General features: G+C 63.0%; 25 protein-coding genes. 4 read left to right on the top strand and 21 right to left on the bottom strand.

Going from position 1 to position 22,512, the window contains the following annotated elements:
* Nucleotides 1–17: 17 nt before the first annotated feature.
* The 13 genes from JWZ97_RS08850 to JWZ97_RS08790 form a co-directional block, all read right to left on the bottom strand.
* Nucleotides 18–716, bottom strand: a complete 699-nt coding sequence (locus tag JWZ97_RS08850; RefSeq protein ID WP_205434389.1) for a 4'-phosphopantetheinyl transferase superfamily protein — start codon at nucleotides 714–716, stop codon at nucleotides 18–20.
* 32 nt (nucleotides 717–748) lie between these two features.
* Nucleotides 749–1,315 (bottom strand): hypothetical protein, encoded by a 567-nt coding sequence (locus JWZ97_RS08845; protein ID WP_205434388.1) that lies wholly within the window; start codon nucleotides 1,313–1,315, stop codon nucleotides 749–751.
* Between the two features lie 90 nt (nucleotides 1,316–1,405).
* The gene (locus tag JWZ97_RS08840) at nucleotides 1,406–1,840 is read right to left on the bottom strand and encodes a thioesterase family protein (RefSeq protein WP_240342556.1); all 435 of its coding nucleotides are present in this window, start codon (nucleotides 1,838–1,840) and stop codon (nucleotides 1,406–1,408) included.
* Nucleotides 1,830–2,792, bottom strand: a complete 963-nt coding sequence (locus JWZ97_RS08835) for a lipid A biosynthesis acyltransferase (protein WP_205434387.1) — start codon at nucleotides 2,790–2,792, stop codon at nucleotides 1,830–1,832. The genes JWZ97_RS08840 and JWZ97_RS08835 overlap by 11 nt, the downstream gene beginning before the upstream one ends.
* Nucleotides 2,789–3,532, bottom strand: coding sequence for a glycosyltransferase family 2 protein (locus JWZ97_RS08830; RefSeq protein WP_205434386.1), 744 nt, complete (start codon nucleotides 3,530–3,532; stop codon nucleotides 2,789–2,791). The genes JWZ97_RS08835 and JWZ97_RS08830 overlap by 4 nt, the downstream gene beginning before the upstream one ends.
* Nucleotides 3,522–3,887: an AMP-dependent synthetase gene (locus JWZ97_RS08825; protein WP_205434385.1), complete on the bottom strand. Its 366-nt coding sequence runs from the start codon at nucleotides 3,885–3,887 to the stop codon at nucleotides 3,522–3,524. The genes JWZ97_RS08830 and JWZ97_RS08825 overlap by 11 nt, the downstream gene beginning before the upstream one ends.
* Nucleotides 3,888–3,889: 2 nt before the next feature.
* Nucleotides 3,890–4,441: a hypothetical protein gene (locus JWZ97_RS08820; RefSeq protein WP_205434384.1), complete on the bottom strand. Its 552-nt coding sequence runs from the start codon at nucleotides 4,439–4,441 to the stop codon at nucleotides 3,890–3,892.
* Nucleotides 4,442–4,447: 6 nt separating this feature from the next.
* Nucleotides 4,448–4,696 (bottom strand): acyl carrier protein, encoded by a 249-nt coding sequence (locus JWZ97_RS08815; RefSeq protein ID WP_205434383.1) that lies wholly within the window; start codon nucleotides 4,694–4,696, stop codon nucleotides 4,448–4,450.
* A gap of 132 nt (nucleotides 4,697–4,828) precedes the next feature.
* Nucleotides 4,829–5,614 (bottom strand): 1-acyl-sn-glycerol-3-phosphate acyltransferase, encoded by a 786-nt coding sequence (locus JWZ97_RS08810; RefSeq protein WP_240342555.1) that lies wholly within the window; start codon nucleotides 5,612–5,614, stop codon nucleotides 4,829–4,831.
* 186 nt (nucleotides 5,615–5,800) lie between these two features.
* Nucleotides 5,801–6,106: a c-type cytochrome gene (locus tag JWZ97_RS08805; RefSeq protein ID WP_205434382.1), complete on the bottom strand. Its 306-nt coding sequence runs from the start codon at nucleotides 6,104–6,106 to the stop codon at nucleotides 5,801–5,803.
* A 120-nt stretch (nucleotides 6,107–6,226) separates the two neighbouring features.
* Complete coding sequence (locus JWZ97_RS08800; RefSeq protein WP_205434381.1) at nucleotides 6,227–7,459, bottom strand: beta-ketoacyl-ACP synthase; 1,233 nt, start codon at nucleotides 7,457–7,459, stop codon at nucleotides 6,227–6,229.
* Nucleotides 7,456–8,184, bottom strand: a complete 729-nt coding sequence (gene fabG, locus JWZ97_RS08795; RefSeq protein WP_205434380.1) for a 3-oxoacyl-ACP reductase FabG — start codon at nucleotides 8,182–8,184, stop codon at nucleotides 7,456–7,458. The genes JWZ97_RS08800 and fabG overlap by 4 nt, the downstream gene beginning before the upstream one ends.
* Nucleotides 8,181–8,648 (bottom strand): hotdog family protein, encoded by a 468-nt coding sequence (locus JWZ97_RS08790; protein ID WP_240342554.1) that lies wholly within the window; start codon nucleotides 8,646–8,648, stop codon nucleotides 8,181–8,183. Before JWZ97_RS08790 ends, fabG begins: the two co-directional genes overlap by 4 nt.
* 220 nt (nucleotides 8,649–8,868) lie before the next feature.
* Between JWZ97_RS08790 and JWZ97_RS08785 the strand changes: the two genes are divergently transcribed.
* The gene (locus tag JWZ97_RS08785) at nucleotides 8,869–10,311 is read left to right on the top strand and encodes an AMP-binding protein (protein ID WP_205434379.1); all 1,443 of its coding nucleotides are present in this window, start codon (nucleotides 8,869–8,871) and stop codon (nucleotides 10,309–10,311) included.
* A gap of 184 nt (nucleotides 10,312–10,495) precedes the next feature.
* Here JWZ97_RS08785 and JWZ97_RS08780 read toward each other — a convergent pair whose 3' ends face one another.
* Entirely contained in the window at nucleotides 10,496–12,037 is a 1,542-nt protein-coding gene (locus JWZ97_RS08780; RefSeq protein WP_240342553.1) for an NAD(P)/FAD-dependent oxidoreductase, read from the bottom strand.
* A 137-nt stretch (nucleotides 12,038–12,174) separates the two neighbouring features.
* Between JWZ97_RS08780 and JWZ97_RS08775 the strand changes: the two genes are divergently transcribed.
* On the top strand, nucleotides 12,175–13,437 hold the full coding sequence (locus JWZ97_RS08775; RefSeq protein ID WP_205434378.1) for a cation:proton antiporter: 1,263 nt from the start codon (nucleotides 12,175–12,177) through the stop codon (nucleotides 13,435–13,437).
* Between the two features lie 115 nt (nucleotides 13,438–13,552).
* Here JWZ97_RS08775 and JWZ97_RS08770 read toward each other — a convergent pair whose 3' ends face one another.
* The 5 genes from JWZ97_RS08770 to JWZ97_RS08750 form a co-directional block, all read right to left on the bottom strand.
* Nucleotides 13,553–13,936 (bottom strand): GFA family protein, encoded by a 384-nt coding sequence (locus tag JWZ97_RS08770; protein ID WP_205434377.1) that lies wholly within the window; start codon nucleotides 13,934–13,936, stop codon nucleotides 13,553–13,555.
* A gap of 49 nt (nucleotides 13,937–13,985) precedes the next feature.
* The gene (locus tag JWZ97_RS08765) at nucleotides 13,986–14,444 is read right to left on the bottom strand and encodes a nucleoside deaminase (protein WP_205434376.1); all 459 of its coding nucleotides are present in this window, start codon (nucleotides 14,442–14,444) and stop codon (nucleotides 13,986–13,988) included.
* Between the two features lie 50 nt (nucleotides 14,445–14,494).
* A complete protein-coding gene (locus tag JWZ97_RS08760) occupies nucleotides 14,495–15,031 on the bottom strand; it encodes a transposase (protein ID WP_205434375.1) in 537 nt (178 codons plus the stop codon).
* Nucleotides 15,032–15,789: 758 nt separating this feature from the next.
* On the bottom strand, nucleotides 15,790–16,332 hold the full coding sequence (locus tag JWZ97_RS08755) for a hypothetical protein (protein ID WP_205434374.1): 543 nt from the start codon (nucleotides 16,330–16,332) through the stop codon (nucleotides 15,790–15,792).
* A 111-nt stretch (nucleotides 16,333–16,443) separates the two neighbouring features.
* Nucleotides 16,444–18,351 (bottom strand): ATP-binding cassette domain-containing protein, encoded by a 1,908-nt coding sequence (locus JWZ97_RS08750; protein WP_205434373.1) that lies wholly within the window; start codon nucleotides 18,349–18,351, stop codon nucleotides 16,444–16,446.
* 163 nt (nucleotides 18,352–18,514) lie between these two features.
* On the opposite strand from JWZ97_RS08750, the gene JWZ97_RS08745 reads away from it, so the two are divergent.
* A complete protein-coding gene (locus tag JWZ97_RS08745; protein ID WP_205434372.1) occupies nucleotides 18,515–19,471 on the top strand; it encodes an acetylxylan esterase in 957 nt (318 codons plus the stop codon).
* Between the two features lie 45 nt (nucleotides 19,472–19,516).
* A complete protein-coding gene (locus JWZ97_RS08740; RefSeq protein ID WP_205434371.1) occupies nucleotides 19,517–20,245 on the top strand; it encodes an esterase family protein in 729 nt (242 codons plus the stop codon).
* A gap of 21 nt (nucleotides 20,246–20,266) precedes the next feature.
* Here the strand turns inward: JWZ97_RS08740 and JWZ97_RS08735 are convergent, their stop codons facing one another.
* Both JWZ97_RS08735 and JWZ97_RS08730 read right to left on the bottom strand, forming a co-directional pair.
* Nucleotides 20,267–21,520, bottom strand: a complete 1,254-nt coding sequence (locus JWZ97_RS08735; RefSeq protein WP_205434370.1) for a dicarboxylate/amino acid:cation symporter — start codon at nucleotides 21,518–21,520, stop codon at nucleotides 20,267–20,269.
* A 29-nt stretch (nucleotides 21,521–21,549) separates the two neighbouring features.
* Complete coding sequence (locus JWZ97_RS08730) at nucleotides 21,550–22,470, bottom strand: AEC family transporter (protein WP_205434369.1); 921 nt, start codon at nucleotides 22,468–22,470, stop codon at nucleotides 21,550–21,552.
* Nucleotides 22,471–22,512: the final 42 nt, after the last annotated feature.

Raw genomic sequence — 22,512 nt, 5'->3', positions numbered from 1 at the left:
TCATGAAGCCTGGCTACTCAAGATGAAGCAAATACGGTGATCGGCCTCGCTTCGCCTTCATGAACCAGGGCGAGCCGGCAAGGCCCATGGTGGCTTTCGTACATGTGCCAGGCCTCGGGAGTGCCGTATTCCGGCGGAAGGCGGAGGAAGCCGGAAAAGTCCGGTTTGACGGCTATCCGTTTCAGGCCCAGGGCGATGCCCCGGCCCACCGCCTTGACGTAGGCTTCCTTGCAGACCCAGAGGCGAAAGAAGTTCGCGGCTTTTTCGTCCTCGGCACCCTCGCGCCACCAGCTCAGCTCTTCCGGCGCTAGGCACATGGCTGCCAGGCCTTCCAGGTCGCGGCTGGCCTTGGGCAGTTCGATGTCGACACCCAGGCGGCCGTCGCGGGTGAGCGCCAGCGCGGCATAGTCGCCGGTATGGGATAGGTTGAACACCAGGCCTTGATCTTCCGCCTGACCGGCGAGACGCGGTTTGCCGTGGGCGTTGTGCTCCCAGTCGATGTCGCGAGCATCGGTGTTCAGATAATGCCCGAGCAGGCCGCGTAGCCAGACACGCGTAGCGACGAAGCGCGCGCGGGCCGTTTCCGAACGGAGCCGTCCGGCGCGTTCTCGTTCAGTCTCGCTGAGGCAGATCGGGTGCTCCGGCGTTTCGTCCGCCAAGTCCTTATGCCGGATCAGCCAGAGGTGGATGCTGTGGTCCAGCGATGCCGCGTCCATCCGTCGGTGTCGGCCTACGGCCGGAGCCGCTGTCAATGGCGGATTTCCGCGACCTTGTCGTTCTTGAAATGGACGATGAAGCGGTCGAAGCGGGAGGCCCAATAAGTCCAGTCGTCTACGCTCAGATTCGGCGTGGAGTTTTGCGGGGGGTAGCCGATGGCCACCTGGACCGCCTTGCGCGACATGCCGATTTTGACCTGGCCGTCGAGGATGGCCTTTTGTTCGTCGGCCGAGAAGCGCGACAAATCCACTTTCCGGGGCCCCAATATTTTCAGGAAAGCGGCCTGCACGTCTTCGTTGGTGTGCTTGGGCACGTTTTCTATGGTCAGGGGCTGGCCGGAATCGCTGAGGCGCAGCGTAATCTCTTTGCTGTTGATGGATGTCAGCGTCACTGCGGTATTGACGGGTATCAGAAAGCCGCGGCGATAATTGGTGGTGCGGTAATTGTTTTTCTCCTGGAACAGGCTGAACTGGGTGTAATAGGTGGACCCGACATCGATGCCGGAGGCGAGCTGGCCGGGCTGGAATTTCTTGGCGCAGGCGCTCAGGCCGGACAGTACGATAAGGGCCAGGAACAGCGGGACGATGCGCTTGGGCATGGTATGACTCCTAGTAGTCAGTCGATGGCGGGGTCATGGTATACGCGAGTGGCGGGTGTACGCATCCGGTGCGGGCGAAATCGAAGCGGTTCAGTGGTCTTGCTGGTATTGCTCGAGCTTCTCCAAAAATACCGGCGGCGATGCGTACAACATTTCGCCGCTGTCCCGCTCGACGGCGACCTGCACGCTGACCGCCTTGACCATGAGCTGGCCGGTGCTGGCGTCGCGAATGCGGTATTTGATCTTCATCCGGTATTCCCACTCGATCAACTCGGCCACGACCGCGATGCGCTGCATGAAGCGGGCGGGCTGCAGATAGCGCAACTGGAGATCGACGATGGGCCAGACATAGCCGGTTTCCTTCATCGTCAGGTAGTCGTAGCCGATTTTTTCCAGCAGCGCGCAGCGGGCCAGTTCCAGGTATTTGCAGTAATGGCCGTGCCAGGCGATGTTCAGCAGGTCGATGTCGTGGAAGGGGATTTCCAGCTCGATCTCGCCCTGCACGGCGCGCGTTTTATTCGTCACGGCTATTTGTCCCCGCGCTGTCCCAGTATCCGTAGAAGTTGAACCACTGGAAAGGCACCCGGCGGCAATGGCTTTCGAGCCTTTCGGCGTAGCGCCGCGCCCAGCCTGCCAGTTCCAGCGCGCGTTGCGGATCGCGGCGGGGCAGGGCGATCTGCTCGGCGAAAGGCTCCAGGAAAATCTGGTATTTGCCCTCCCAGGGATAGGCCAGCAGGGTGTAAACGGGGCAGCGCAGCAGGGAGGCCAGCAGATAAGGGCCTTGAGGGAACTCGGCGTCGGCGCCGAGAAATTGCGCTTTCACGGTACGGTGGGGGCTGCCTATGGGTATGCGGTCGCCGACCAAGACCAGAAACTCGCCGCGGTCCAGCTTTTCCTGCAGGCGGATCGCCACGGCGGGGTTGAGTTCCGTGACCTGAATGAGCTCTATCCCGCCGTGGCGTTCGACGCCGCCGAGCAGACGGTTGAATTTCTCCGCATGCTTGGTATGGACGAGGATATTCAGGCGCACCGCGTCGCGTGTTTCGGCCAGCGCCCGGCAGATTTCCAGGTTGCCCAGGTGCGCGCCGAGCAGTATCGTGCCGCGGTTTTCGGTCAGCGTGTTCAGCAACAGGGGACGATTGTGGAATATCACGCGCTCGGGTCCCAAGTCCTCAAACCACACCACGATCTTGTCCAGCAAAGTTTCCGCGAATTGGATGAAGTGCCGGTAGCTTTCCAGGAAGCTGCCGGTGATCGCCAGCTCGGGATAATAGGCGCCGAGGCGTTGGAGATAATCGCGCGAGGCCCGCCGCGCGGCCCGGTTGGCGAGGAAGTAATAGCCGACCACGGGATACAGCACCAGGCGGAAAGCCGGACGGCCGAACAGCCGGTAGATCGCCAGCAAGGCCTTCATGCCCCAGAGGATGCCGGTTTCCTCCACAGCTGCCCAATGCTGGAAAGTCCGTTCGGATTTCATCGGAAGTGTCGAGCGATCAGGCTGGGCAGGCGCAGCAGCATGCCGAAAAACATCCGCGCCTGCATGAGGCTGAGCAAGGCGTTGTCCAGCCAGGGGCGGAAATGCGATACACCGTCTTGCGGATAGCGGACGCGGGTGGGCAGGGTGACAATCGGGGTTCCCTGCCAGTACAGCCGGATGAGGATTTCCACGTCGAAATCCATGCGTTCGCCCAGCCTCGCGTTTTCGATCAGGCGGACGCTGGCTGCCAGGGGGTAGACGCGGTAGCCGCACAGGGCGTCTCTTATCGTCAGCGACAGGGTGTTGATCCACACCCAGACATGGGTCAGGTAGCGGGCGTAATAGCGGCCCTTGGGCACGGACTCGTCGAAGATGGGCTGGCCCGCGACGACTGCGTTCGGATGGGCGCGTGCGAGGTCGAGCATGCGCTCGAGATCGTCCAGATCGTGCTGGCCGTCCGCGTCGACCTGGACCGCATGGCTGTAGCCCCGCGCGCTAGCCGCGATCAAACCGCTCTTGACCGCCCCGCCTTTGCCGCGGTTGCGCGGATGGCGGATCAAGTCGACGCCGGCATCGGCCGTGGCCAGTTCGTCCATGAGACGGGCGCAGGATGCGGCGCTGGCGTCGTCGACCAGGATCACGGGCAGGGCTTTTTCCCGCAGCCGCGCGACGATGCCCGGCAGCGGACCTTCGTGGTTGTAGACGGGCACGACCGCGCAAGGCCGGAAATCATTCGTCATGAAAATAAATCCGTCCGGAACTGAACGCTTCGTCGTGCGAGCGGTAAGCGAACTGCAGGCGGCGTTCGGGTGACTGATAATTCAAGTGCAGTTGCAGGACGTAGCGGGGGCGGATGAGGTTCTTGAACTTGATGACCTCCATGCGCTGAAACCGGGATGCCATGGCGAACCGGCCCCGCGCCAGATGGATGGCCCAGTGTATCTGGACCACGCCCGGCAATATCGGCATGCTGGGGAAGTGGCCGGGGAAATAGGCCAGCCCGTCGGGAATGCGCAGGTCCAGTACGACGCTGTCTCCGTCGCGCCGTTCGTCCAGGACCTCGGGCCAGGCGTCCGCGTAGTTTTCGGTCTGCATCTTTAAAAGGCTTTGCGCACGCGGCTTCTGACCATCCATTCGCCGGCGAACAGCAGGCCCATCACGACATAGGCGATGAGGCCGTTGTACAGGGTCCAGAGGGCGACGTCCCCATGCCAGACGGTGGCGGCGGAAACCAGGCCGTTGCCCAGGAAAAAGAAGCACCACACCCAGGTGACCTTGCGGGTGTAGGCGACGCCCCGGGCGGGCAGATCCGGCTCCCGGATGCGCGCCAGACGTTCCACCACGGTGGGCGGATGCGCCAGGCTGTGGCCGAAGACGCCCAGGAAAACGGCGCTGACCGCAATGGGATAACTCAACAGGAGCACGCGGTCGTTCAGGAAGCTCGCCGCCAGGAGCAGTGCGCCGCCGATGAGCGCCAGCCCCTTGAAGCCGGCCCCGGCCGCCGGCAGTCCGGAGCCGCTCCAGCGCCCGCGCAGGATCACGGCGGCCAAGACCAGCAGGGCCAGATAACGGGGCTGGACATGGTCCAGCGCCAAGTAGATCAGGACCGGGTAGCCTATCGTGAGGACGGCGATCCCTAGCGGCCGCATGCGGGGTCAGGCGTTGTAAAGATGGTAGATCGTGTCGACGACGTCCTGCACCGTGCGGGCGGACTTGAAATCCTCCGGCTGGATGCGCCGTCCGGTCACCTGACGAAGTTTGACCATCAGGTCCACGGCGTCGATGCTGTCGATATCCAGGTCCTGGGACAAGGATGCCGCCGGCGCCACGTCGTCGCGGGAAATCTCGAACATTTCGGCGATCAGGTCTTTGAGCAGATTAAGGATTTCGTCCCGGTCTTGCATGTCGTCTTCAAAATTCGGCAGTTGGATATACGCCGGCGCTGGCTCCCAACGCTCGTCTCCTGCTTGGGCGTCGGAGGGAGGAAGTCCTGGCCGGCTTGGCTTGCCGGCGATTATATCCTTTGAGGGCGCGATTTAGGCTGGCCCAAATTTTTTCGATGGTTCCGACAGGCGGGCTTGCATGTCCCGCGTCAGCGCGCGCGCCGCCCGGGCCCGTTCCCGGCCGTCCGCATAGCTCAGCGGGTCGATTTCTTCCCCCACGTGGATGTCGAAGCATACCCGGGTCGGCGGGATGTGATACCACTTCTCGTGTTTGCCCAGGGTGGGTGGCGAGCAGCGGATATGGACCGGCAGCAGGGGCGCGCCGGAGTGCAGGGCGATATTCGCCGCGCCCCGCTGGAAAGGCCGCTGTTCGTAGGCGGGGGTGCGCGTACCCTGCGGGAAGACGATCAGCGTGCTGCCGTCGTGCAAATCGTCCACGCAGCGTTGCAGCAGGATTTCCGGGTCTTCCGCATACAAATAATCCATCGCCCGTATCGGGAAGCGCATCACCGGATTGTTATACAAGGCCGGTTTCACGATGCAGGTGGCGTTGCGGATCATCGAAATCAACAAAACCACGTCGATCAAGGTCGGATGATTGGCGACGACGATACGCCCCGGCCGGTTCAGCGCCTCGCCGTTCTGCACCCGGTAAGTCAGGAGGCCCAGCCCGCGCATGACGGCGACGTAGAAACGGAAGACCTCGTGCATCAACCGGCGCGCCCGGCGCTTGCGTTCGGCGCCACGGCCCAGGAAGGGGGATATCAGGGGGAACAGAATCACCCAGATCAGGGCCGATCCCACGCCGAACAGGGCGTAGCTAAAGCCGGTCGCGACCAGGCGCCAGAAATAGTCGATGCGTCTCGACAGGGATGCCATCGGCGTGTCTTAGTCGACGGGCAAAGGAACGCGGCGGGGTTTGCGGGGGAATGGGCGGCCCGTCGACCGGATGACATCGTGGCCGACGGTTGCGGGACTCGGCGACATCCGCGTCAACAGCTTGCCGTCGACGCGGATAGGTGGTGATTGATGGTTAATTCCGATCGCGCCACTAGGCCGATGTGGTCATTTCAGCGTCAAGATCCATTGAACCAGTTGCTTGGCTTCCTCGGGCGTGATGTTGTTGGGTTGCATGGCCATATCGCCCCAGGATCCGGCTCCTCCCTCGATCACTTTGGCGGTTAATTTTGCTTCCGCGTCGGCTTGCCCGGCATAGCGTTGCGCGACATCGACGTAGGCCGGGCCCAGCTTGTTGGAATCGATCGAGTGGCAGACGAGACAGCCCTTGCTCTGGGCCAGATCTTCGCTCGCCATGGCGGCTCCTGCCGCCAACAACAATACCGCGCCTACCAACATCTTGATGCTTTCCATCTTTAAAGCTCCTCTGAGTGAAATGCCGGCCATGATAACAGTGCCGGCGATCGGCCCAAATTCGGATCCGTTCGGACGGCGTTTGTTTTGTTTATATAGGCGAGTCCGGTCAGCGGCCGTTCAAGTCGTCCAGCGGCGGAATATCAGCGAGGTGTTGATGCCGCCGAAGGCGAAGTTGTTGCTCATGACATGGTCGGTGGCGATGGCGCGCATGCCGCCGCGGATATAGTCGAGGTCCGCGCAGCGCGGGTCGACCTGTTCCAGGTTGAGGGTGGGGTGAAACAGCCCGTCTTCCATCATGCGTATCGCGGCGATGGCTTCCAGCGCGCCGCTGGCGCCCAGGGTGTGGCCGGTATAGCTCTTGAGGCTGCTGATGGGAACGCGGGAACCGAATACGGCGTGGGTCGCGTGGCTCTCGGCGATGTCGCCCTGCTCCGTCGCCGTGCCGTGGCCGCTAACATAGCCGATGTCTCCCGGCGTCAGTCCGGCACCCTGCAGGGCCAGCTTCATGGCGATGGCCATGGTTTCCGGGCTGGGCTGGGTGACATGGGCACCGTCGGAGTTGGTGCCGAAGCCGACGAGCTCGGCATAGATCCGCGCCCCGCGTGCCTGCGCATGATCGAGGTTTTCCAGCACCAGAGTACCGGCGCCTTCGCCGATGACCAGGCCGTCGCGCTGGGCGTCGAACGGTCGCGGCGTCAGTTCGGGTTCGTCGTTGCGGGTGCTGGTCGCATAGAGGGCATCGAAGGTGGCGGCTTCGGTGGGGCAGAGTTCGTCTGCGCCGCCGGCCAGCATGAGGTCCTGGGCGCCGAACTTGACGGCTTCGTAGGCGTAGCCTATGCCCTGGCTGCCGGAAGTGCAGGCGCTCGCCGTGGGGATGATGCGGCCCCGCACCTTGAGGAACAGACCGACGTTCACCGCCGTGGTATGGCCCATCATCTTGAGGTAGGTGTTGGCGTTGAGGCTGCCGATGTCGTTCTTGATCAGCATCGCGCCGTATTCGGCGATGGCCGGCGTAGAGCCCACCGAGGAGCCGTAGGCGACGCCGGTGCGCCCGCCGCCGACGACGGGGTCGTTCAGCAGGCCGGCATCCTGTAGCGCCAGTTCGCTGGCGCGGGTGGCGAGCAGCGAGACGCGGCCCATGCTGCGGGTGTTCTTGCGGGTGTAATGGTCCGGCAGGGAGAAATCTTCGACCGGCGCTCCGAGCCGGGTGAGCAGGCCGGCATAGCGGTCCCATTCGTGCAGGGTCTTGATGCCGGAGCGGCCGGCCTGGAGGCGGGCACGCACGGTATCCCAGTCGTTGCCTATGGGCGAGAAGCCGGCCATGCCGGTGACGACGACGCGTCGGGTCAAAACAGGCCCCCGTTCACCGCGATGACCTGGCGCGTGATGTAGGCGGCCTCTTCGGACATCAGGAAGGCGACCAGTCCGGCCACTTCTTCCGGCTTGCCCATGCGGCGCGCGGGTATGGTTTTGATGTATTCGTCCAGAGGCAGGCCTTCCACCATGTCGGTTTCTATCAATCCGGGCGCCACGCAATTGACCGTGATGTGGCGTTTCGCCAGTTCGATGGACAAAGCCTTGCTGGCGCCGATGATGCCGGCCTTCGCCGCGCTGTAATTGACCTGGCCCCGGTTGCCCACCAGGCCGGCTACGGAGGACAGGGTGACGATGCGGCCCGGCTTGCGGCGCTGGATCATGGGCATGACGACGGGGTTGAGCACGTTGTAGAAGCCGTCCAGGTTGGTGTGTATCACCTGGTCCCAGTCTTCGCCGGTCAGCGCGGGAAAGGCGTTGTCGCGCACCAGGCCGGCGTTGCAGACGACACCGTAATAGGCGCCGTGTTCGGCGATGTCCTGCTCCAGGCTGGTTCGGGCGGCTTCGCGGTCGGCCAGGTCGAACTGCAGGATACGCGATGCAACGCCCAGCGCCTCGATTTCGGCCTTCACCGTTTCCGCCTCGTCCCGGCGGGTGCGGCAATGCACGACGACCGAATAGCCCTCGCGCGCCAAACGCAGTGCGATGGCCTTGCCGATGCCGCGGCTCGATCCGGTGACCAATACCGTTTGTCCGCTCATAGTCCTCTCTCGGTCAAATACGTTCTGGAATCCGCGGGCAAGAATACGTTCAGCTTGGCGCTCGCCCACAGGTTCTCGCCCTCGATTCCGCAGTCGAATACGGCCAGGCCGTTGCTGCCTTCGATCTCTTTTTCCGCGCGTATACGGAGCGTGACGCCGGCGGGGAATGTCGCTACCGAGCTTTCGTAATGCCGGGTGCCCAACAAAAAACCCAGATCGACCGACAGATTGCGTTGCAGCCGCCAGTAGCCGGAATACGCGGCGACTGTCTGCGCCATGAGTTCGATACCGATCCAGGCGGGCAGGCCGCCTTCGCGCTCGGCATAGAACAAGCCGTCGCTCCGCACGACGAGTTCGGCGACGATGAACTCCCGATTTACTTCGAGGATGCGGTCCAGCAAGACCATGTCCCCGGCTTGCGGGAGCAGTTCCCGGACCGGCCGGGCGATACCCTCGGCGCTCACGGGGCAGGCGCGAGCAAGCGGAAGGAGAGACGGTCGTCCGTCATGAGGCTTGCGGGAGCCAGCGTGTGTCCGCGTCTCGCGGGCGGTGTCGGGGGGCTGTTCATCATGGCGTCGAGCACGACCGACCCATGCCGGCGGCCCATGCGTGTCGATTTCAATGTGGTCTTGGTATACGGTATGCCGCAATTCCCGGTATCGAGCAGCTTCCGCGCCCAGTCTCATGGAGACCCGCAATTCTAATCGTTTTTCCCGCGCCGACCAATCGGAGCGAGCGCTCGGCCGCGGTTCCCCCATTGGGGCGGCTTATTTTCCGGATCCGGTCCGGTCCGGACTTTCGGGCGCCGGACCTGAAAGGGAAGCGCCGTTCGCCATCCTGCCGCAAGGCATCCGCACGCGCGGCCGCTTATGGGCCGATGCGGCCGGTCTCGCCCGACAACTGCCGGATGGCGACTATCTGGTCAACCTGTGCGAGGACCGCTATGCGTTTTGCCTGGCGCTGCTGGCCGCGGCGATGCGGGGACAAGTCGCTCTGTTGCCGCCGTCCCTGCAGGCAGGGATATTGCGCGAAATCCTGGATGCCCATCCGCGTGCTTATCTGGCCGGCGACAGGGACCTGGTCGCCGGCGTCGGTGCCCATTTTCGGGTGATTCCACCGGCCGAAGAAACGCGACCGGCCGAGCGACCGTCCCTGGATTACGAACACGCCGCCGTGATCGCCTTTACCTCCGGCTCCACGGGACGACCCAAGCCCTGCCGCCACAGTCTGGCGACGTTTGCGGCATCCGCAAGCATGGCGCTGGCCGCCCTGGGGCTGGCAAACGAGTCCGCGCTGGTGGTTTCCACGACCCCGCCGCAGCACATGTTCGGGTTGGAAACTTCGATCTTCTGGCCGTTGTTTTCCGGCTTGGCGCTCCATCCCGGCAGGCCTTTTTTCCCGGAAGACCTGCGCCGCACCGTATTGTCCGCGGCCCGGCCCTGTCTGCTGGCCACCACGCCCGCGCATCTGTCCGCCGTGGTGCGGACGGGCGGCGACTGGGGCAATCTGCGCGCGGTGATCTGTTCCACGTCCAGTCTGTCGCCGGAACTCGCCCGGCAAGCCGAGGCGCTGTTCGGGGCTCCCGTAATCGAGCTCTACGGCAGCACCGAAACCTTGTCGCTGGCGTCGCGGCGGACTGCCCGCGAGAGCCCTTGGCGGCCTTACGAAGGCGTCAGGCTGACGCCCCGGGACTCCGGAAAAACCGGCCTGGCGACGCCGCATCTGCCCGCGCCCGTGGAATTGGATGACCAAATACGCCCCGAGCGGGACGGCCGATTCAGCCTGCTGGGGCGGGACAGCGACATGATCAAGATCGGCGGCAAGCGCGGATCGCTGGCCGATCTGAACCACCGGCTCGCATCGGTCGCCGGGTTGCGGGACGGCTTGTTCCATGCCTACCAGGATGCGCGTGGCCATGACCGGCTGGCCGCCGTGGTGGTCGGCGAGGCGGACCGGTCCGAGATCATCGAGGGTCTGCGTCCCTATCTGGACGAACTCTTCCTCCCCCGGCGCATCCATCACGTGGCCGAAATTCCCCGCAACGAAACCGGCAAGGTGCTCCGGGAGAACTGGAGGGCTTTGCTGGCGACGCTGGGTTACGGCGACGGTTCGGGTACGGCGACGTAGGCCGGAATGAAGGGCAGCGGATTCCAGCCTCGTTGCGGTTTGCTGGGATTCCCTACGGTCGTCCCAGCCTACAACGACTAGGTCGTCGCGTTCGTATACAAGTAACGTAGGCTGGAATGAGCGTTAGCGAATTCCAGCTTTGTGGGAGTCTGATAGACCCGTTGGTCGTTCCAGCCTGCCGCCGCTAGGGTGTTGCGTTCGCAAACAAGCTCCAGAACGCCTCCCGTTGCGGGACGCCCAGCACGGCCTGGGCCGCGAGTACGCCGGAGTAGCTGACGCCGGCGATGCCGCCGCCGGGACGCGTCCAATGTCCGGTATAAAAAAGCCCTTGCAGCGGGCCGTGCACGCCGGGACGGCGGGCGGCGATCTGGTCCGGGCTGTTCGCCCAGCCGTAGGCCGCGCCTCGGTGGTTCAGGGTGTAGCGCTCGACGGTGCGCGGAGAGCCCGATTCCACGAACAGCAGGCGGCCGTTGAGGCCGGGGAAATGCCGCTCGGCCTTTTCCAATAGTCTGAGCTGGAAATCCGCCTTGGCCGCGCGCCAGGATGGCTGGGCGTCGAATGGGCTGAGCGCGGTCAGCAGCATCAGATGCTGGCACGGCGGCGCCAGGGAGGGATCGGCGAGCGTGGGCACCGTGGCGGAGAACCAGTTGGGTTTGCCGGCGAGTGTTTCCGCATAGGCGGCGTCGTGATCGAAGGTCTCGAAAAAAAACGATTCGTGGGCATGGGGCAGCGTCCGCAGATCGAGGTCGGTCGCCAGATAGGTCACGAAGACCGACACGGAAGGCCTTAGCTTTTCCAGGCCGCTCCGGTAATCGTCGGGCAGATGTTCCTGGCCGATCAGCAGTTCGGCGGTCTGACGCATGTCTATGTTGGAGACGACGGCTTCGGCCCGGATGAGCTGACCGTTCTCCAGCACGATGCCGGCGGCCGTGCCGCCATCGGCCAGGATGCGCCGGACGCTCGCTCCCAGCAGCAATTCCCCGCCTTCCCGTCTCAGCGCTTCGGCCAGCAGGTCGGCGTATTTCTGGAAGCTGCCACGGCAGTAATAGCCGCCCTCGTAGACGTAGCCGGCGAACATGGTTGCCCAGGCCAGGAAGGACAGGCGCGACGGCGGTAGGCCCAGGTAGGGCCACAGCCCGGCATAGGCGGCCCGCAGATGCGGGTCGGGGAGGAACTCGTCCAGCACCGAGGCCAGGGTCGCACGGCGGTAGCGGCACAGATGGGGGAGTTCGCTCATGGGCGATGCACCGGAGGCCAAGACCTCGTCGACGCGCACCAGCTCTTCCGCGATGCTACGGCATACCCGCATCAGCCCCAGGAGTTTTTCGCGGCAAGCCGGAAAAAGCCGGGTCATGCCCTCGATATAGGCGTCCTCGCCGGGATGGAGTTCGACCGCCAGCTCCGGGAAAACGACCCGCGCGCACGGCCGGACCGGGAGAAACGGCGATGCCTCGGCTAGGCCTAGCGCCTGCAGGATGCGATGGATCACCCGGCCGTTTTCGTAGCCCTGCTCGCCGCAGCCGCTGACCAAGTGTACGCCGGAGTCGAAACGATAGCGGCGGCGGGCGAAGCCGTGCGCACAGCCGCCGGGAACGGTGTGGCGCTCGACCACCAGCACCGATTTGCCCGCTTTCGCCAGCAGGGCCGCGGCGCTCAGGCCTGCGATGCCCGATCCGATCACCACGACGTCGTAGCGTTCCCGCTTGGATTCCTTTTGTATGCTCACGGGCGACGGCTGCTGTCGGAGTCGGGGGTCAGGTTTAGGGGCGCGGACATGTGCGCTTGTATCGCGCCGCGCGAGCCGTTATAAGCCATGGCGCGGCATTCGGCCGCCATTTTCCTTCAAGTCGAGGCGAGGCGACAGTGCAAGCTCCTATCGGAAACCCGGAATCCCTGCTCGTCCATACCCTGCTGCAGATCAGCCTAGTCATCCTGGCCGCGCGCGTCGCAGGGCGACTGGCCGTTAGTCTGCACCAGCCTCGTGCGGTGGGCGAGATCGTCGCCGGCCTGGTTTTGGGACCCTCCGTGTTCGGCAAACTGGCGCCCGAGAGCTTCGCCTGGGTTTTTCGCTCGCACGATGCCACGCCCATGACCATCATGAGCCAGATCGGCTTGATCATGCTGATGTTCCAGGTCGGCATGGAGTTCGATTTCGCCCTGCTGTCCGACCGGCGCAACCGGCGGGCGGTGGTGCTGGTCACGCTGATCGGCTTGCTCGCCCCGTTCGGGCTGGGTTTCGCCTACGGCTGGGGGTCGGCGCCGGAACTCGCCCCGAGTGTGCAGCCGGTGGCGTACAGCCTGTTCCTGGGGGTGGCGATGGCCATCACGGCCGTGCCCATCCTGGGCCGCATCCTGATGGAGTTCAAACTGACCCGCAGCCGTTTGGGCGTCATCACCATCGCGGCGGCCGGCGCGAGCGACGCGATCGGCTGGGTGCTGCTGGCCTTCATTTCCGCGTATGCGTCGCAGCATTTCGAACCTTTCGCCATGGCCAAGCAGGTCGGATTGCTGGCGGCCTATGTGTTGGTGTCCTGGTATGTGACGCGGCATTTGCTCAGACACACCGTCCGCCGTTTCGATCTGGGAAGCCAGTCGCTGCCGCAGGATCTGCTGGCCATCCTGATCGTGATCGTATTCGGCTCGGCCATGCTGACCAGCGAATTGGGCATATTCGCCATCTTCGGCGGCTTCCTCGTCGGCGTGCTGCTGCACGATCAACATGAACTGGTCGAAGCCTGGAATCACAAGGTGGCCGATCTGGTGACGGTATTCTTCCTACCGATCTTTTTCACCTACACGGGCTTGCGCACGGATGTCGGCAGCCTGGAAACCGCCGGGCTGTGGGGCTGGTGCGCCTTGCTGATCTTCCTGGCGGTCCTGGGCAAATTCGGCGGGTCTTATCTCGCTTCCCGGCTGGCCGGGCTGCCGCCCGCCGACGCGAGATCCATCGCCATCATGATGAACACCCGCGCGTTGATGGAGCTCATCGTCGTCAACCTGGGCTACGACCTGGGCGTGATCCCGCGCGAAGTGTTCACCATGCTGGTTTTGATGGCCATCGTCAGCACCCTCATGACCGCTCCCGGCCTCAGGCGCTGGTTGCCGGCCAGTGAACGGGCGGGCTAGCGGCGCTGGCACTCCCGGCAGCCGCCGAGGATAGATAACTCCAGCGCACGATCGAAAGCCACGCCGTATAGGCGGCAGGAAAGGATGAACGTCCCCCCGGGGTGCTCTCCCTGTGTTAAGCATCCTTGCTCTTGTGGGCGAGCGTATGGGCGTTGGATTCCCAATTTTGCCCGTCGAACGCCACCACTTTCATGGTGCGCGGTTTTTCCTCCAGGCAGCGGACGTTCACGTCCACCCCGTCGGGGTTAGACCGGGGGATGTAGAACGGCTTGATGCCGCAAATCTTGCAGAAGGTATGTTGCGCAATGCCGCTGTTGAATCGGTAGGTGGTGATGACTTCCTCGCCGGACAGCAGTCGGAACCGGGAACGGGGAACGATCAGATGGATGAAGCCCGTCATGCGGCAGATCGAGCAGTTGCAGTCCTCCACCTCGACATCTTCCGGCGCTTCGACTTCGAACCGGATCGCTCCGCAATGACAGGCTCCGTGATAAATCACTTTATTGATCTCCTGAAAAACGAGGGGAAGTCCGGTCCGGCCGCGGAAGCTAATCGTGACCGCCGCTGCACTCGCCTATATCCTCGAACCAGACGTCCGGCCGCTCGGCGATGAAACGCGCCATCAGCGCCGTGCAATCGGGATCGTCGAGCTCGATCACCCGGACGCCGGCTTCCCGCAGCCAGTCGAGATGGCCGGAAAAATTGGCGGATTCGCCCACCACCACGGTACCGATATTGAATTGCCGTATCAGGCCGGAACAGTACCAGCAGGGCGCGAGCGTCGTGACCAGGATCTTGTCGCGGTAATTCGTCTGCCGGCCCGCCTTGCGGAAGGCATCGGTTTCTCCATGTATCGAAGGATCGGCATCCTGAACCCGCCGATTGCGGCCGCGGCCCAACAATTGCCCGTCCGCGTCGAACAAGGCGGCCCCGACCGGAACCCCGCCTTCCGCATACCCAGCCTGCGCCTCCTCGAAGGCGACGGTCAGCAAATCGGAGTAATTCATCTCGCACGTCCTCAGGAAGTAGGGTGGATGCCCGACAGGGCGATCCGCCATCAGTCGGGTTCGCCGTATGCCGCGCTCGGTTCGTCTATGTTTCCGGCCCAGTCGGGTGGCAACACGCCTGAGCGGACATAACGATGGAAGGAAGAATACGGCCAATCCGACAGCCGTTGCACCCAACCATGCTTCATGGGGTTCCAGTGGCAGTAGTCGATGTGCTTGGCGTAGTCGAGCTCGTCGCGGCTGGCATGCTCCCAGAAACGCCGCTGCCAAACACCACGTTCACCGCGGGCGACGCGCACCGTGGAACGCCGTTCGGTCAGCGGAAGCGCGCGCACGAAGCGAATCTTGATGGCTTTCCAGCGGTTGGAAAAATCGTCGTCTCCGGGCGGCAAGGTCCAAACGCAATGCAGATGATCGGGCAGTACCACCCAGGCGTCGATATGAAACGGCCGCTCCTGCCGAGTAAGCCGCACCGCCTCGCGCAAGGCATCCACATGCCGCACCAGCGTATCCAAACGCCGTTCCAGCAGATTCACCGTGAAAAAATACGTCCCGCCCGGCACCCGCAAGCGCCGATAGTCCGGCATCTCCACCTCCCGGCATCACATCATAAGGTAGGGCGGATGCCCGGCAGGGCGATCCGCCAAACCACCGATCGGCCAGAAGCCTGCTCCATCGAACGAGGCCGTGCGAATGTTCGGCGTCGTTTGCCGCTCCATACGGTGGAACCCGGTGGAGCCGCTTCCACCGTACGCCGTCAAAGGGCGGATGCCCGGCAGGGCGATCCGCCTATCCCTGACCCACCAAAGCCTATTCCGTCGCGCGAGCCCATGCGAATGTCCGGCGTCGTTTGCCGTTTCCGTCCGGTGGAACCCGATGGAGCCGGTTCCACCCTACGCCGTCAACGTAGGGCGGATGCCCGGCAGGGCGATCCGCCAACCCCGACCAGGCAGATGCCTATTCCGTCGCGCGAGCCCATGCGCATGTCCGGCGTCATTTGCCGTTTCCATTCGGCGGAACCCGATGGAGCCGGTTCCACCCTACGCCATCAAGGTAGGGTGGATGCCCGGCAGGGCGATCCGCCAATCCCCGATCGGGCAGATGCCTATTCCGTCGTGCGAGCCCATGCGCATGTCCGGTGTCGTTTGCCTTTTCCATACGGTGGAACCCGATGGAGCCGGTTCCACCCTACGTCGTCAAAGTAGGGCGGATGCCCGGCAGGGCGATCCGCCTATCCCCGATCGGCCGAAAGCCTATTTCGTCGCACGAGCCCATGCGCATGTTCGGCGCCGTTGGCCGTTTCCCATCCGGCGGAACCCGATAAAGCCGGTTCTGCCTTACGCCGTTACTTATTATGTATAGAATGCTTTTTATTTAGTGAGTTCCAAATAATATCTGCGTCAAAAGTGTTTGCTGCACCGTCTGTCTCACCCATTATCTGAATGGTGAGCGTGGAAACTGGGTAATTCATTGTAAAGGCTGCGCCAGAAGAGTAGCTTGTAGCGCTCATAATTCCTGGTGACAAAATTGTCGCGAATGTATTTGTGGAGCCTGGTATAGAGAAGTGCTGTGTGCTTGATGATTGTTTTTCATCCAATATTTTAAAATATTTGCGGCCTCTATTTCTGGTCAATTCCGTCGCTCTCATTAAAGCAAATTCGTCGCATTGGTTTTGTGGGATGGAGTACCCGGCAAACGAAACACGGAAGGTGCTGTCGTTTAATTGAATATCAGAGTATCCTAGTTTCCATTCATTGTCGTTGTTATGATAGGTCGTCCCTATCTTTGAAAGCTCACTTACGTTGATGCATCCAGATAGTGAAAATACGCACAGCACACCTAAAATGCATGATTTAGTTGACTCATTGAAATCAATGTAAATCTGCATGGTTATTCCTTGTTAGCTAGGACGACGTTAAAATATAAGACAAACCTTTGCGGGGTAATACATGGCCCTTTGTGTGTCGTTGATAAGGGTTGTCAATCAAGTGTTTTCTTCTCAGATCATCTCCCCCGCCAAAGCCTCCAATTCATCCCAGCGGGCATAAGCCTGCTCCAGTTCCTGGGTTAGGGTTTCCATTTCCGCGAGTATCTTTTTCACGGTTTCCGCGTCCTGGCGGTAGAAGTCGGGGCCGTTGATCTGGGTGTTGAGTTCCGTCTGGCGGGTTTCCAGGGTTTCTATGCGGGCAGGGAGGGTTTCCAGTTCGCGCTGGTCTTTGAAGCTGAGCTTTTTGCGCGGGGCGGTGGCTTTGGCGGGCGCTTCTTTGGCCGGGACGGGTTTGGCCGCTTTAACGGGAACGGCGGCGGAGGGTGCGGTGGCTTTGGATTGTTCCAGCCAGTCGGTATAACCGCCGACGTATTCGCCTATCCTGCCGTCGCCTTCGAATACCAGGGTGCCGGTGACGACGTTGTCGAGGAAAGCGCGGTCGTGGCTGACCAGCAGCAGGGTGCCTTCGAAGCCGGCCAGCAGTTCTTCCAGCAGCTCCAGGGTTTCCAGGTCCAGGTCGTTGGTCGGTTCGTCCATCACCAGCAGGTTGCAGGGTTGGCTGAACAATCGGGCGAGGAGGGCGCGGGCGCGTTCGCCGCCGGACAGGCTGCGTACCGGCGAGCGGGCGCGGGCGGCGGGGAAGAGGAATTGGCCGAGGTAGGACATGATGTGCAGGCGCTGGCCATTGACCTCGACGAAATCCTTGCCGCCGCTCACCGCGTCGGCCAGGGTCTGGTCGGGGTCGAGCTGGGCGCGCAGCTGATCGAAATAGGCGATGCTCAGCTTGGTGCCGTGGCGTACGCTGCCGCTTTGCGGTTCCAACTCCTTGAGCAGCAGGTGCAGCAGGGTGGATTTGCCGGCGCCGTTGGGGCCGATGAGGCCGATCTTGTCGCCGCGCATCAGCGTGGTGGAAAAGTCGCGGATCAGCGGGCGCTCGGGATAGGCGAAGCTGACGTTTTCCACTTCGACGACGATCTTGCCGGAGCGCTCGGCCTGTTCCAGCTCGATCCTGGCCTGGCCCTGACGGCTGCGCCGTTGCGCCCGTTCCTCGCGCAGCTTCTTCAGGGCGCGCACACGGCCTTCGTTGCGGGTGCGGCGGGCCTTGATGCCCTGGCGTATCCAGACTTCTTCCTGGGCCAGTTTCTTGTCGAACAAGGCGTTGTGCCTTTCCTCCTCTTCCAGCGCGGCGGCTTTTTTCTCCAGGTAGTCGGCGTAATCGCCCGGCCAGGAGGTGAGCTGGCCGCGGTCCAGATCGACGATGCGGGTGGCGATCTTCTGCAAAAAGCTGCGGTCGTGGGTGATCAGCAGGATAGCGCCGGCGAATTGCAGCAAGCGCTCTTCCAGCCAGAGGATGGCTTCCAGGTCCAGGTGGTTGGTGGGTTCGTCCAGCAGCAGGACGTCGGGCTCGATCACCAGCGCACGCGCCAGCGCGACCCGGCGCCGCCAGCCGCCGGATAGGCCGTCCACCGGCTTGTCGCCCGGCAGGTCGAGCCGGCTCAAGACCTGCTCGACGCGTTGCTGCAAGCGCCAGCCGTCCGCCACTTCCAGCTTGTGCTGCAATCGGCCCAGTTCGTTCAGGGCCTCCTCGCCCATGTGGGCCTGCTCGGACAGGCGGTGGTATTCGGCGATGTGGTGGCCGACGTCGCCCAAGGCATCGGCCACGGCGTCGTAAATGGTGGACTGCTCCGGTAATCGAGGTTCCTGCTCCAGCATGGCGACCTTGACGCCGGGCTGGCGCCACAATTCGCCGCTGTCGACCGGCACCAGGCCGGCGATGGCTTTCATCAGGGTGGACTTGCCCTCGCCGTTGCGGCCAATCAAGCCGACCCGCTCGCCCGGATCGAGGATGAAATTGGCGTGGTCGAGCACGGGATGGACACCAAAGGCGATGGATACGTCGGCGAGGCGGATGTAAGGCATGGGGGGACAGAATGAAGAAGGGTGGGCTAGTTTACCGGAAAAGCCGGGTATTCCGGGGCCGATAGCGCGGGATTTCGCGGCTTGGGATTCCGGGCTGAGCAAGTCTGCCGCTCGGGTAAAATGCCGTGTACGGGATAGCGCCCGGATAGGAGTTCACGGAGTCATGGCCGGTTTCCCCCATTCTTTTCCTTTCGACCCGAGCTACGGCTACACGCTGGAGAGCTTGCTGCGAGTCGAAGCGCCGGTCGCGCCGGAGGATTTCGCGGACTTTTGGCAAGCCCGCTACCGGCGCGCGCTTGCGGTGGCGCCTGAGCCCCGGTTGCAGCCTTGGCCCGAACACCGGGAAGGCTACGCGGTCTACGACCTCGAATACCGCTCCACGGACGATTTCACCCTCGGCGGCTGGTTGCTCATGCCGCAAGGCCGGCCGGTGCGGCGGGGCCTGGTGGTTGGGCACGGCTATGGCGGCCGGGATGCGCCGGATTTCGACCTGCCGGTCGCCGATGCGGTCTTGCTGTTTCCTTGCTTTCGCGGTCTCTCCCGCAGCCGCCGCCCACCCATTTCCGATCAGCCTTACTGGCACGTCCTGCACGATATCGACCAGCGCGACCGTTACATACTCGGCGGTTGCGTCGAGGATTTATGGCTGGCCGTGTCGGTGTTGACCGGGCTGTTTCCGGCCATCGCCGGGCATATCGGCTATATGGGCATCAGTTTCGGCGGCGGCATAGGCGCCTTGGCTTTGCCCTGGGATGCCCGCATACGGCGGGCGCATCTTAGTGTACCGACTTTCGGCCATCATCCCTTGCGGCTGGAACTGCCGACGGTGGGCAGCGGCTGCGCCATCCGGGATTACCAGCGCAGGCACGGTAACGTGATGGACACATTGCGCTATTACGATGCGGCCAGCGCGGCCACCCAGGTGGACGTTCCGGTTCAGGTGGCGGCGGCCTTGTTCGATCCCGCCGTGGCGCCGCCCGGACAATTCGCCATCTATAACGCCCTGGCCGGCCCGAAAAGCCTGTACGTGCTGGAAGCAGGGCATTTCGACTATCCGGCCAAGGCGCGCCAGGAGTCGGAGCTGCGGGAAGTCCTGGCGGATTTTTTCGCCGAATTGTGAGCCGCGCGGATCGAGTAGGAATGTTTATTGCAGCCGGTCGTTCACATGAATCGCGAATATCATCGTTGGTACAGCCCCAGGCTGCATAGAGACATGGAGCTCTTGGTGTTCGGCCATGGCGGGGCCAAGGTGCTGGTTTTCCCCACGCGCGACGGGCGGTTTCATGAATACGAAGACTTGCGCATGGTACAGGCGCTGGCGCACAAGATCGAAGCCGGCCAGTTGCAGTTGTACTGCGTCGAGGGATTGGCGCACGAAACCTTTTATTGCGGGTGGCGGCATCCGGCGGATCGCGTTCGGCGTTACCTGCAGTACGAAGAATACCTGCTCAATGAAGTGTTGCCGCTCATGGCGGCGAAAAACAGCCATCCTTGCACCATCAGCCACGGATGCAGTCTGGGCGCCTTCTATGCCGCCAATATCGCATTTCGCCATCCGCACCTGTTCCGCAAGCTCGCCGCGTTCTCCGGCCGTTACGATTTGACCCTGAGCGTGGAGAGTTTCGGCAATCTGTACGACGGTTATTACGACGAAAACGTCTACTACAACACGCCCAGCCATTTTCTGCCCTCGCTCGGCGAGGGAGATAAGCTGAATGCATTGCGCGGGATGGACATCGTCCTGGTCGTGGGCCGCGAGGATCCCTTTCTCGACAACAACCGGCATCTGAGCCGGGTGCTTTGGGAGAAAGGCGTTTGGAACCACCTCAGCGAGTGGGACGGCCGAGCGCACCAAGGCGGGTACTGGCGCAAGATGGCGCCTTTGTACGTGTGACCCGACTCCCGTGCCTCCGGCTTAGTCCGGGTTGGCTGGTGCTGCTGGAGCTTCGGTCAATTTCTGCACGATCAAACTGCCTATCATGTCGCCTTCGACGTTGACCATGGTGCGGACGGTGTCGAGGAAGCGGTCTATGGGCAGCAGGATGGCGATGGCTTCGGCCGGCAGGCCCACCGATTGCAGGACCATGATCATGGTGACCATGCCGGCGCTGGGGATGCCCGGCGCGCCGATGGACGCCACGATGGCCATGAGGCAGACGACGACTTGCTGCAGCAGATTAAGGTCGGCGCCGGTCAGGTTGGCGACGAACAGGGCGGCGGCGGCTTCGTAGAGCGCGGTGCCGTCCATGTTGAGGGTGGCGCCCAGCGGCGGGACGAATCCGGCGATGTTCTTGTTCACGCCCAGATGTTGTTCGCTGCAGCGTACCGTGACGGGCAGGGTGGCGGAACTGGAGCTGGTGGCAAAGGCCGTGACCAGCGCTTCGCGCGCCCCGCGGAAGAAGAAGCGCGGGCCGATGCCGGTGGCCAGGAACAGCATTAGCGGCAGGGTCACGAAGCCGTGAAACAGCGTTCCGCCCATCACGACGACGACGAACTTGGCCAGGCTGGTGAAGAGATCGGGCGTCTGCGTGGCGGTGAGCTTGGCCAGCAGCGCGAATATGCCCAGGGGGGCGAGCTTCATGATCCAGCCGACGATCAGCATCACCAGGTCGAGCAGTTCGCTCAGCAAGGCCAGCAGGTGTTTGCTGCGCTCCCCGGAGACGACGAAGGCTATTCCTAAGATCAGGGCGAAGATCACGGTCGCCAACACTTCGCCTTGCGCCATGGCGGTTACGGGATTCAGGAACAGATGGTGGAAGAAGTTGGTGAAGAATTCTTCCAGGTTGAGATGCTTGGCGTCGAAGCGGCTGACGGCGTCGTGGAACAAATCCAGGTTCAGTCCGGCGCCGGGCGCGAAGTAGTTGGCGGTGAACAGGCCCAGCAAGGTCGCCAGCGTGGTGGCGGTCAGGAAATAGACCACGGTGTATTTCCACACCTTGTGCATGGCGTCGTGCGCGCGCAGATTGGCGACGCCCACCGCGATGGAGGCGAACACCAGGGGGATCAGGATCATCTTCAGCAGGTCGATGAAGACGCCCCCGATCAGGCTGCTGAGGTAAAGGCCGGTCTTGGCGAAACCCGTGTCGGCCTGGTTTTGGAAAAGCAGGCCCAGCAAAATACCGGACAGGGCGGCGACAAGGATTTGCGTGTTGAGGGATGGCTTACTCATAAAATGCGTCTAGGAGAGGAGCGAGGGGCTCAGGGCAAATGCCGCCATAGCGGTAGGGTTAGGAGGGCACCGGCGGTGGTCAAGGCCACGATCATGGCATAGAAGCCGGTGTCCAGGCGCCAGCGGTCGCAATAAACCACGCCGAGCAGCATGCTGGGCATGCCGGACTCCATCACCAGGGCCGACAGTTTGTCGCCCTCGAATCCCAGCTTGAGGCCCAGCCACAGCCCGAACAGCGGCATCAGCAGCAGCTTGCCGACCAGGACCACGCTACCCAGCGGCAGGTTGCGCCAGTGCCAGGCATCCCAGCGCAAGCCCAGGCCGAGCGAGATCAGCATCAGCGGAATGACCGCGCCGGAAAGCATGCTCAGCGTGCCGTCCAGCCATGCCGGGTAGGGCGTGCCGCTCAGATTGAGGGTCAAGGCGAGCAGGGCGGTCAGCAGCGGCGGAGTGCCGAGTAGGGCTCGGAGGATAGAGGCCGGCTGCTGTCGGGCACCGTCTTCGCCGTAGTGCCGCCCGATGTAGTTGCCCAGGGTCAAGACCATGGGGAAGGAGGCGAACAGGTCGATCTGTATGACCAGGGCTCGTGACCACGTGCCGAAGGTTTGCTCCAGCACCGGCAGACCGAGGTAGGTGACGTTGGCGAAGGTGATCGCCAGCATGGCCGCGCCCAGTCGCCGCCGGTCGATGGACACGACCCGGCTGACCAGCCAGGTCAGTCCGGCACCGAACAGGATCGTGGCCACCCCGAAAATGGAGATCTTGAGCGTTTCCCAGCCCAGTTCAGCCCGCCAGAGTACCGATAGCACCAAAGCCGGCAGCAGAAGATTGAACACCAGGGTCGTCAGGACCTGCCTGATCTGATCGGCAGAGAGGCCGCCCGGGCGTATAATGCCGACCGCCGCGCCGCACACGATTAGCAAGCCCATCTGCCCCAATACCGAATACATGTCAGGTCTCTGTTCGCCCTCGATGCGCCATTTTAACAGGGG

This window comes from Methylococcus sp. EFPC2 (assembly GCF_016925495.1).
Taxonomy (GTDB): domain Bacteria; phylum Pseudomonadota; class Gammaproteobacteria; order Methylococcales; family Methylococcaceae; genus EFPC2.
This window is presented reverse-complemented; position numbering and strand designations above follow the sequence as displayed.

What these genes read in the sequence shown, in the direction of transcription:
- JWZ97_RS08850 (WP_205434389.1), bottom strand. Translation starts at nt 716, where the DNA reads ATGGACGCGGCATCGCTGGACCACAGCATCCACCTCTGGCTGATCCGG.
- JWZ97_RS08845 (WP_205434388.1), bottom strand. Translation starts at nt 1,315, where the DNA reads ATGCCCAAGCGCATCGTCCCGCTGTTCCTGGCCCTTATCGTACTGTCC.
- JWZ97_RS08835 (WP_205434387.1), bottom strand. Translation starts at nt 2,792, where the DNA reads ATGAAATCCGAACGGACTTTCCAGCATTGGGCAGCTGTGGAGGAAACC.
- JWZ97_RS08830 (WP_205434386.1), bottom strand. Translation starts at nt 3,532, where the DNA reads ATGACGAATGATTTCCGGCCTTGCGCGGTCGTGCCCGTCTACAACCAC.
- JWZ97_RS08825 (WP_205434385.1), bottom strand. Translation starts at nt 3,887, where the DNA reads ATGCAGACCGAAAACTACGCGGACGCCTGGCCCGAGGTCCTGGACGAA.
- JWZ97_RS08820 (WP_205434384.1), bottom strand. Translation starts at nt 4,441, where the DNA reads ATGCGGCCGCTAGGGATCGCCGTCCTCACGATAGGCTACCCGGTCCTG.
- JWZ97_RS08815 (WP_205434383.1), bottom strand. Translation starts at nt 4,696, where the DNA reads ATGCAAGACCGGGACGAAATCCTTAATCTGCTCAAAGACCTGATCGCC.
- JWZ97_RS08810 (WP_240342555.1), bottom strand. Translation starts at nt 5,614, where the DNA reads ATGGCATCCCTGTCGAGACGCATCGACTATTTCTGGCGCCTGGTCGCG.
- JWZ97_RS08805 (WP_205434382.1), bottom strand. Translation starts at nt 6,106, where the DNA reads ATGGAAAGCATCAAGATGTTGGTAGGCGCGGTATTGTTGTTGGCGGCA.
- fabG (WP_205434380.1), bottom strand. Translation starts at nt 8,184, where the DNA reads ATGAGCGGACAAACGGTATTGGTCACCGGATCGAGCCGCGGCATCGGC.
- JWZ97_RS08785 (WP_205434379.1), top strand. Translation starts at nt 8,869, where the DNA reads ATGGAGACCCGCAATTCTAATCGTTTTTCCCGCGCCGACCAATCGGAG.
- JWZ97_RS08765 (WP_205434376.1), bottom strand. Translation starts at nt 14,444, where the DNA reads ATGAATTACTCCGATTTGCTGACCGTCGCCTTCGAGGAGGCGCAGGCT.
- JWZ97_RS08760 (WP_205434375.1), bottom strand. Translation starts at nt 15,031, where the DNA reads ATGCCGGACTATCGGCGCTTGCGGGTGCCGGGCGGGACGTATTTTTTC.
- JWZ97_RS08755 (WP_205434374.1), bottom strand. Translation starts at nt 16,332, where the DNA reads ATGCAGATTTACATTGATTTCAATGAGTCAACTAAATCATGCATTTTA.
- JWZ97_RS08750 (WP_205434373.1), bottom strand. Translation starts at nt 18,351, where the DNA reads ATGCCTTACATCCGCCTCGCCGACGTATCCATCGCCTTTGGTGTCCAT.
- JWZ97_RS08745 (WP_205434372.1), top strand. Translation starts at nt 18,515, where the DNA reads ATGGCCGGTTTCCCCCATTCTTTTCCTTTCGACCCGAGCTACGGCTAC.
- JWZ97_RS08740 (WP_205434371.1), top strand. Translation starts at nt 19,517, where the DNA reads ATGAATCGCGAATATCATCGTTGGTACAGCCCCAGGCTGCATAGAGAC.
- JWZ97_RS08735 (WP_205434370.1), bottom strand. Translation starts at nt 21,520, where the DNA reads ATGAGTAAGCCATCCCTCAACACGCAAATCCTTGTCGCCGCCCTGTCC.
- JWZ97_RS08730 (WP_205434369.1), bottom strand. Translation starts at nt 22,470, where the DNA reads ATGTATTCGGTATTGGGGCAGATGGGCTTGCTAATCGTGTGCGGCGCG.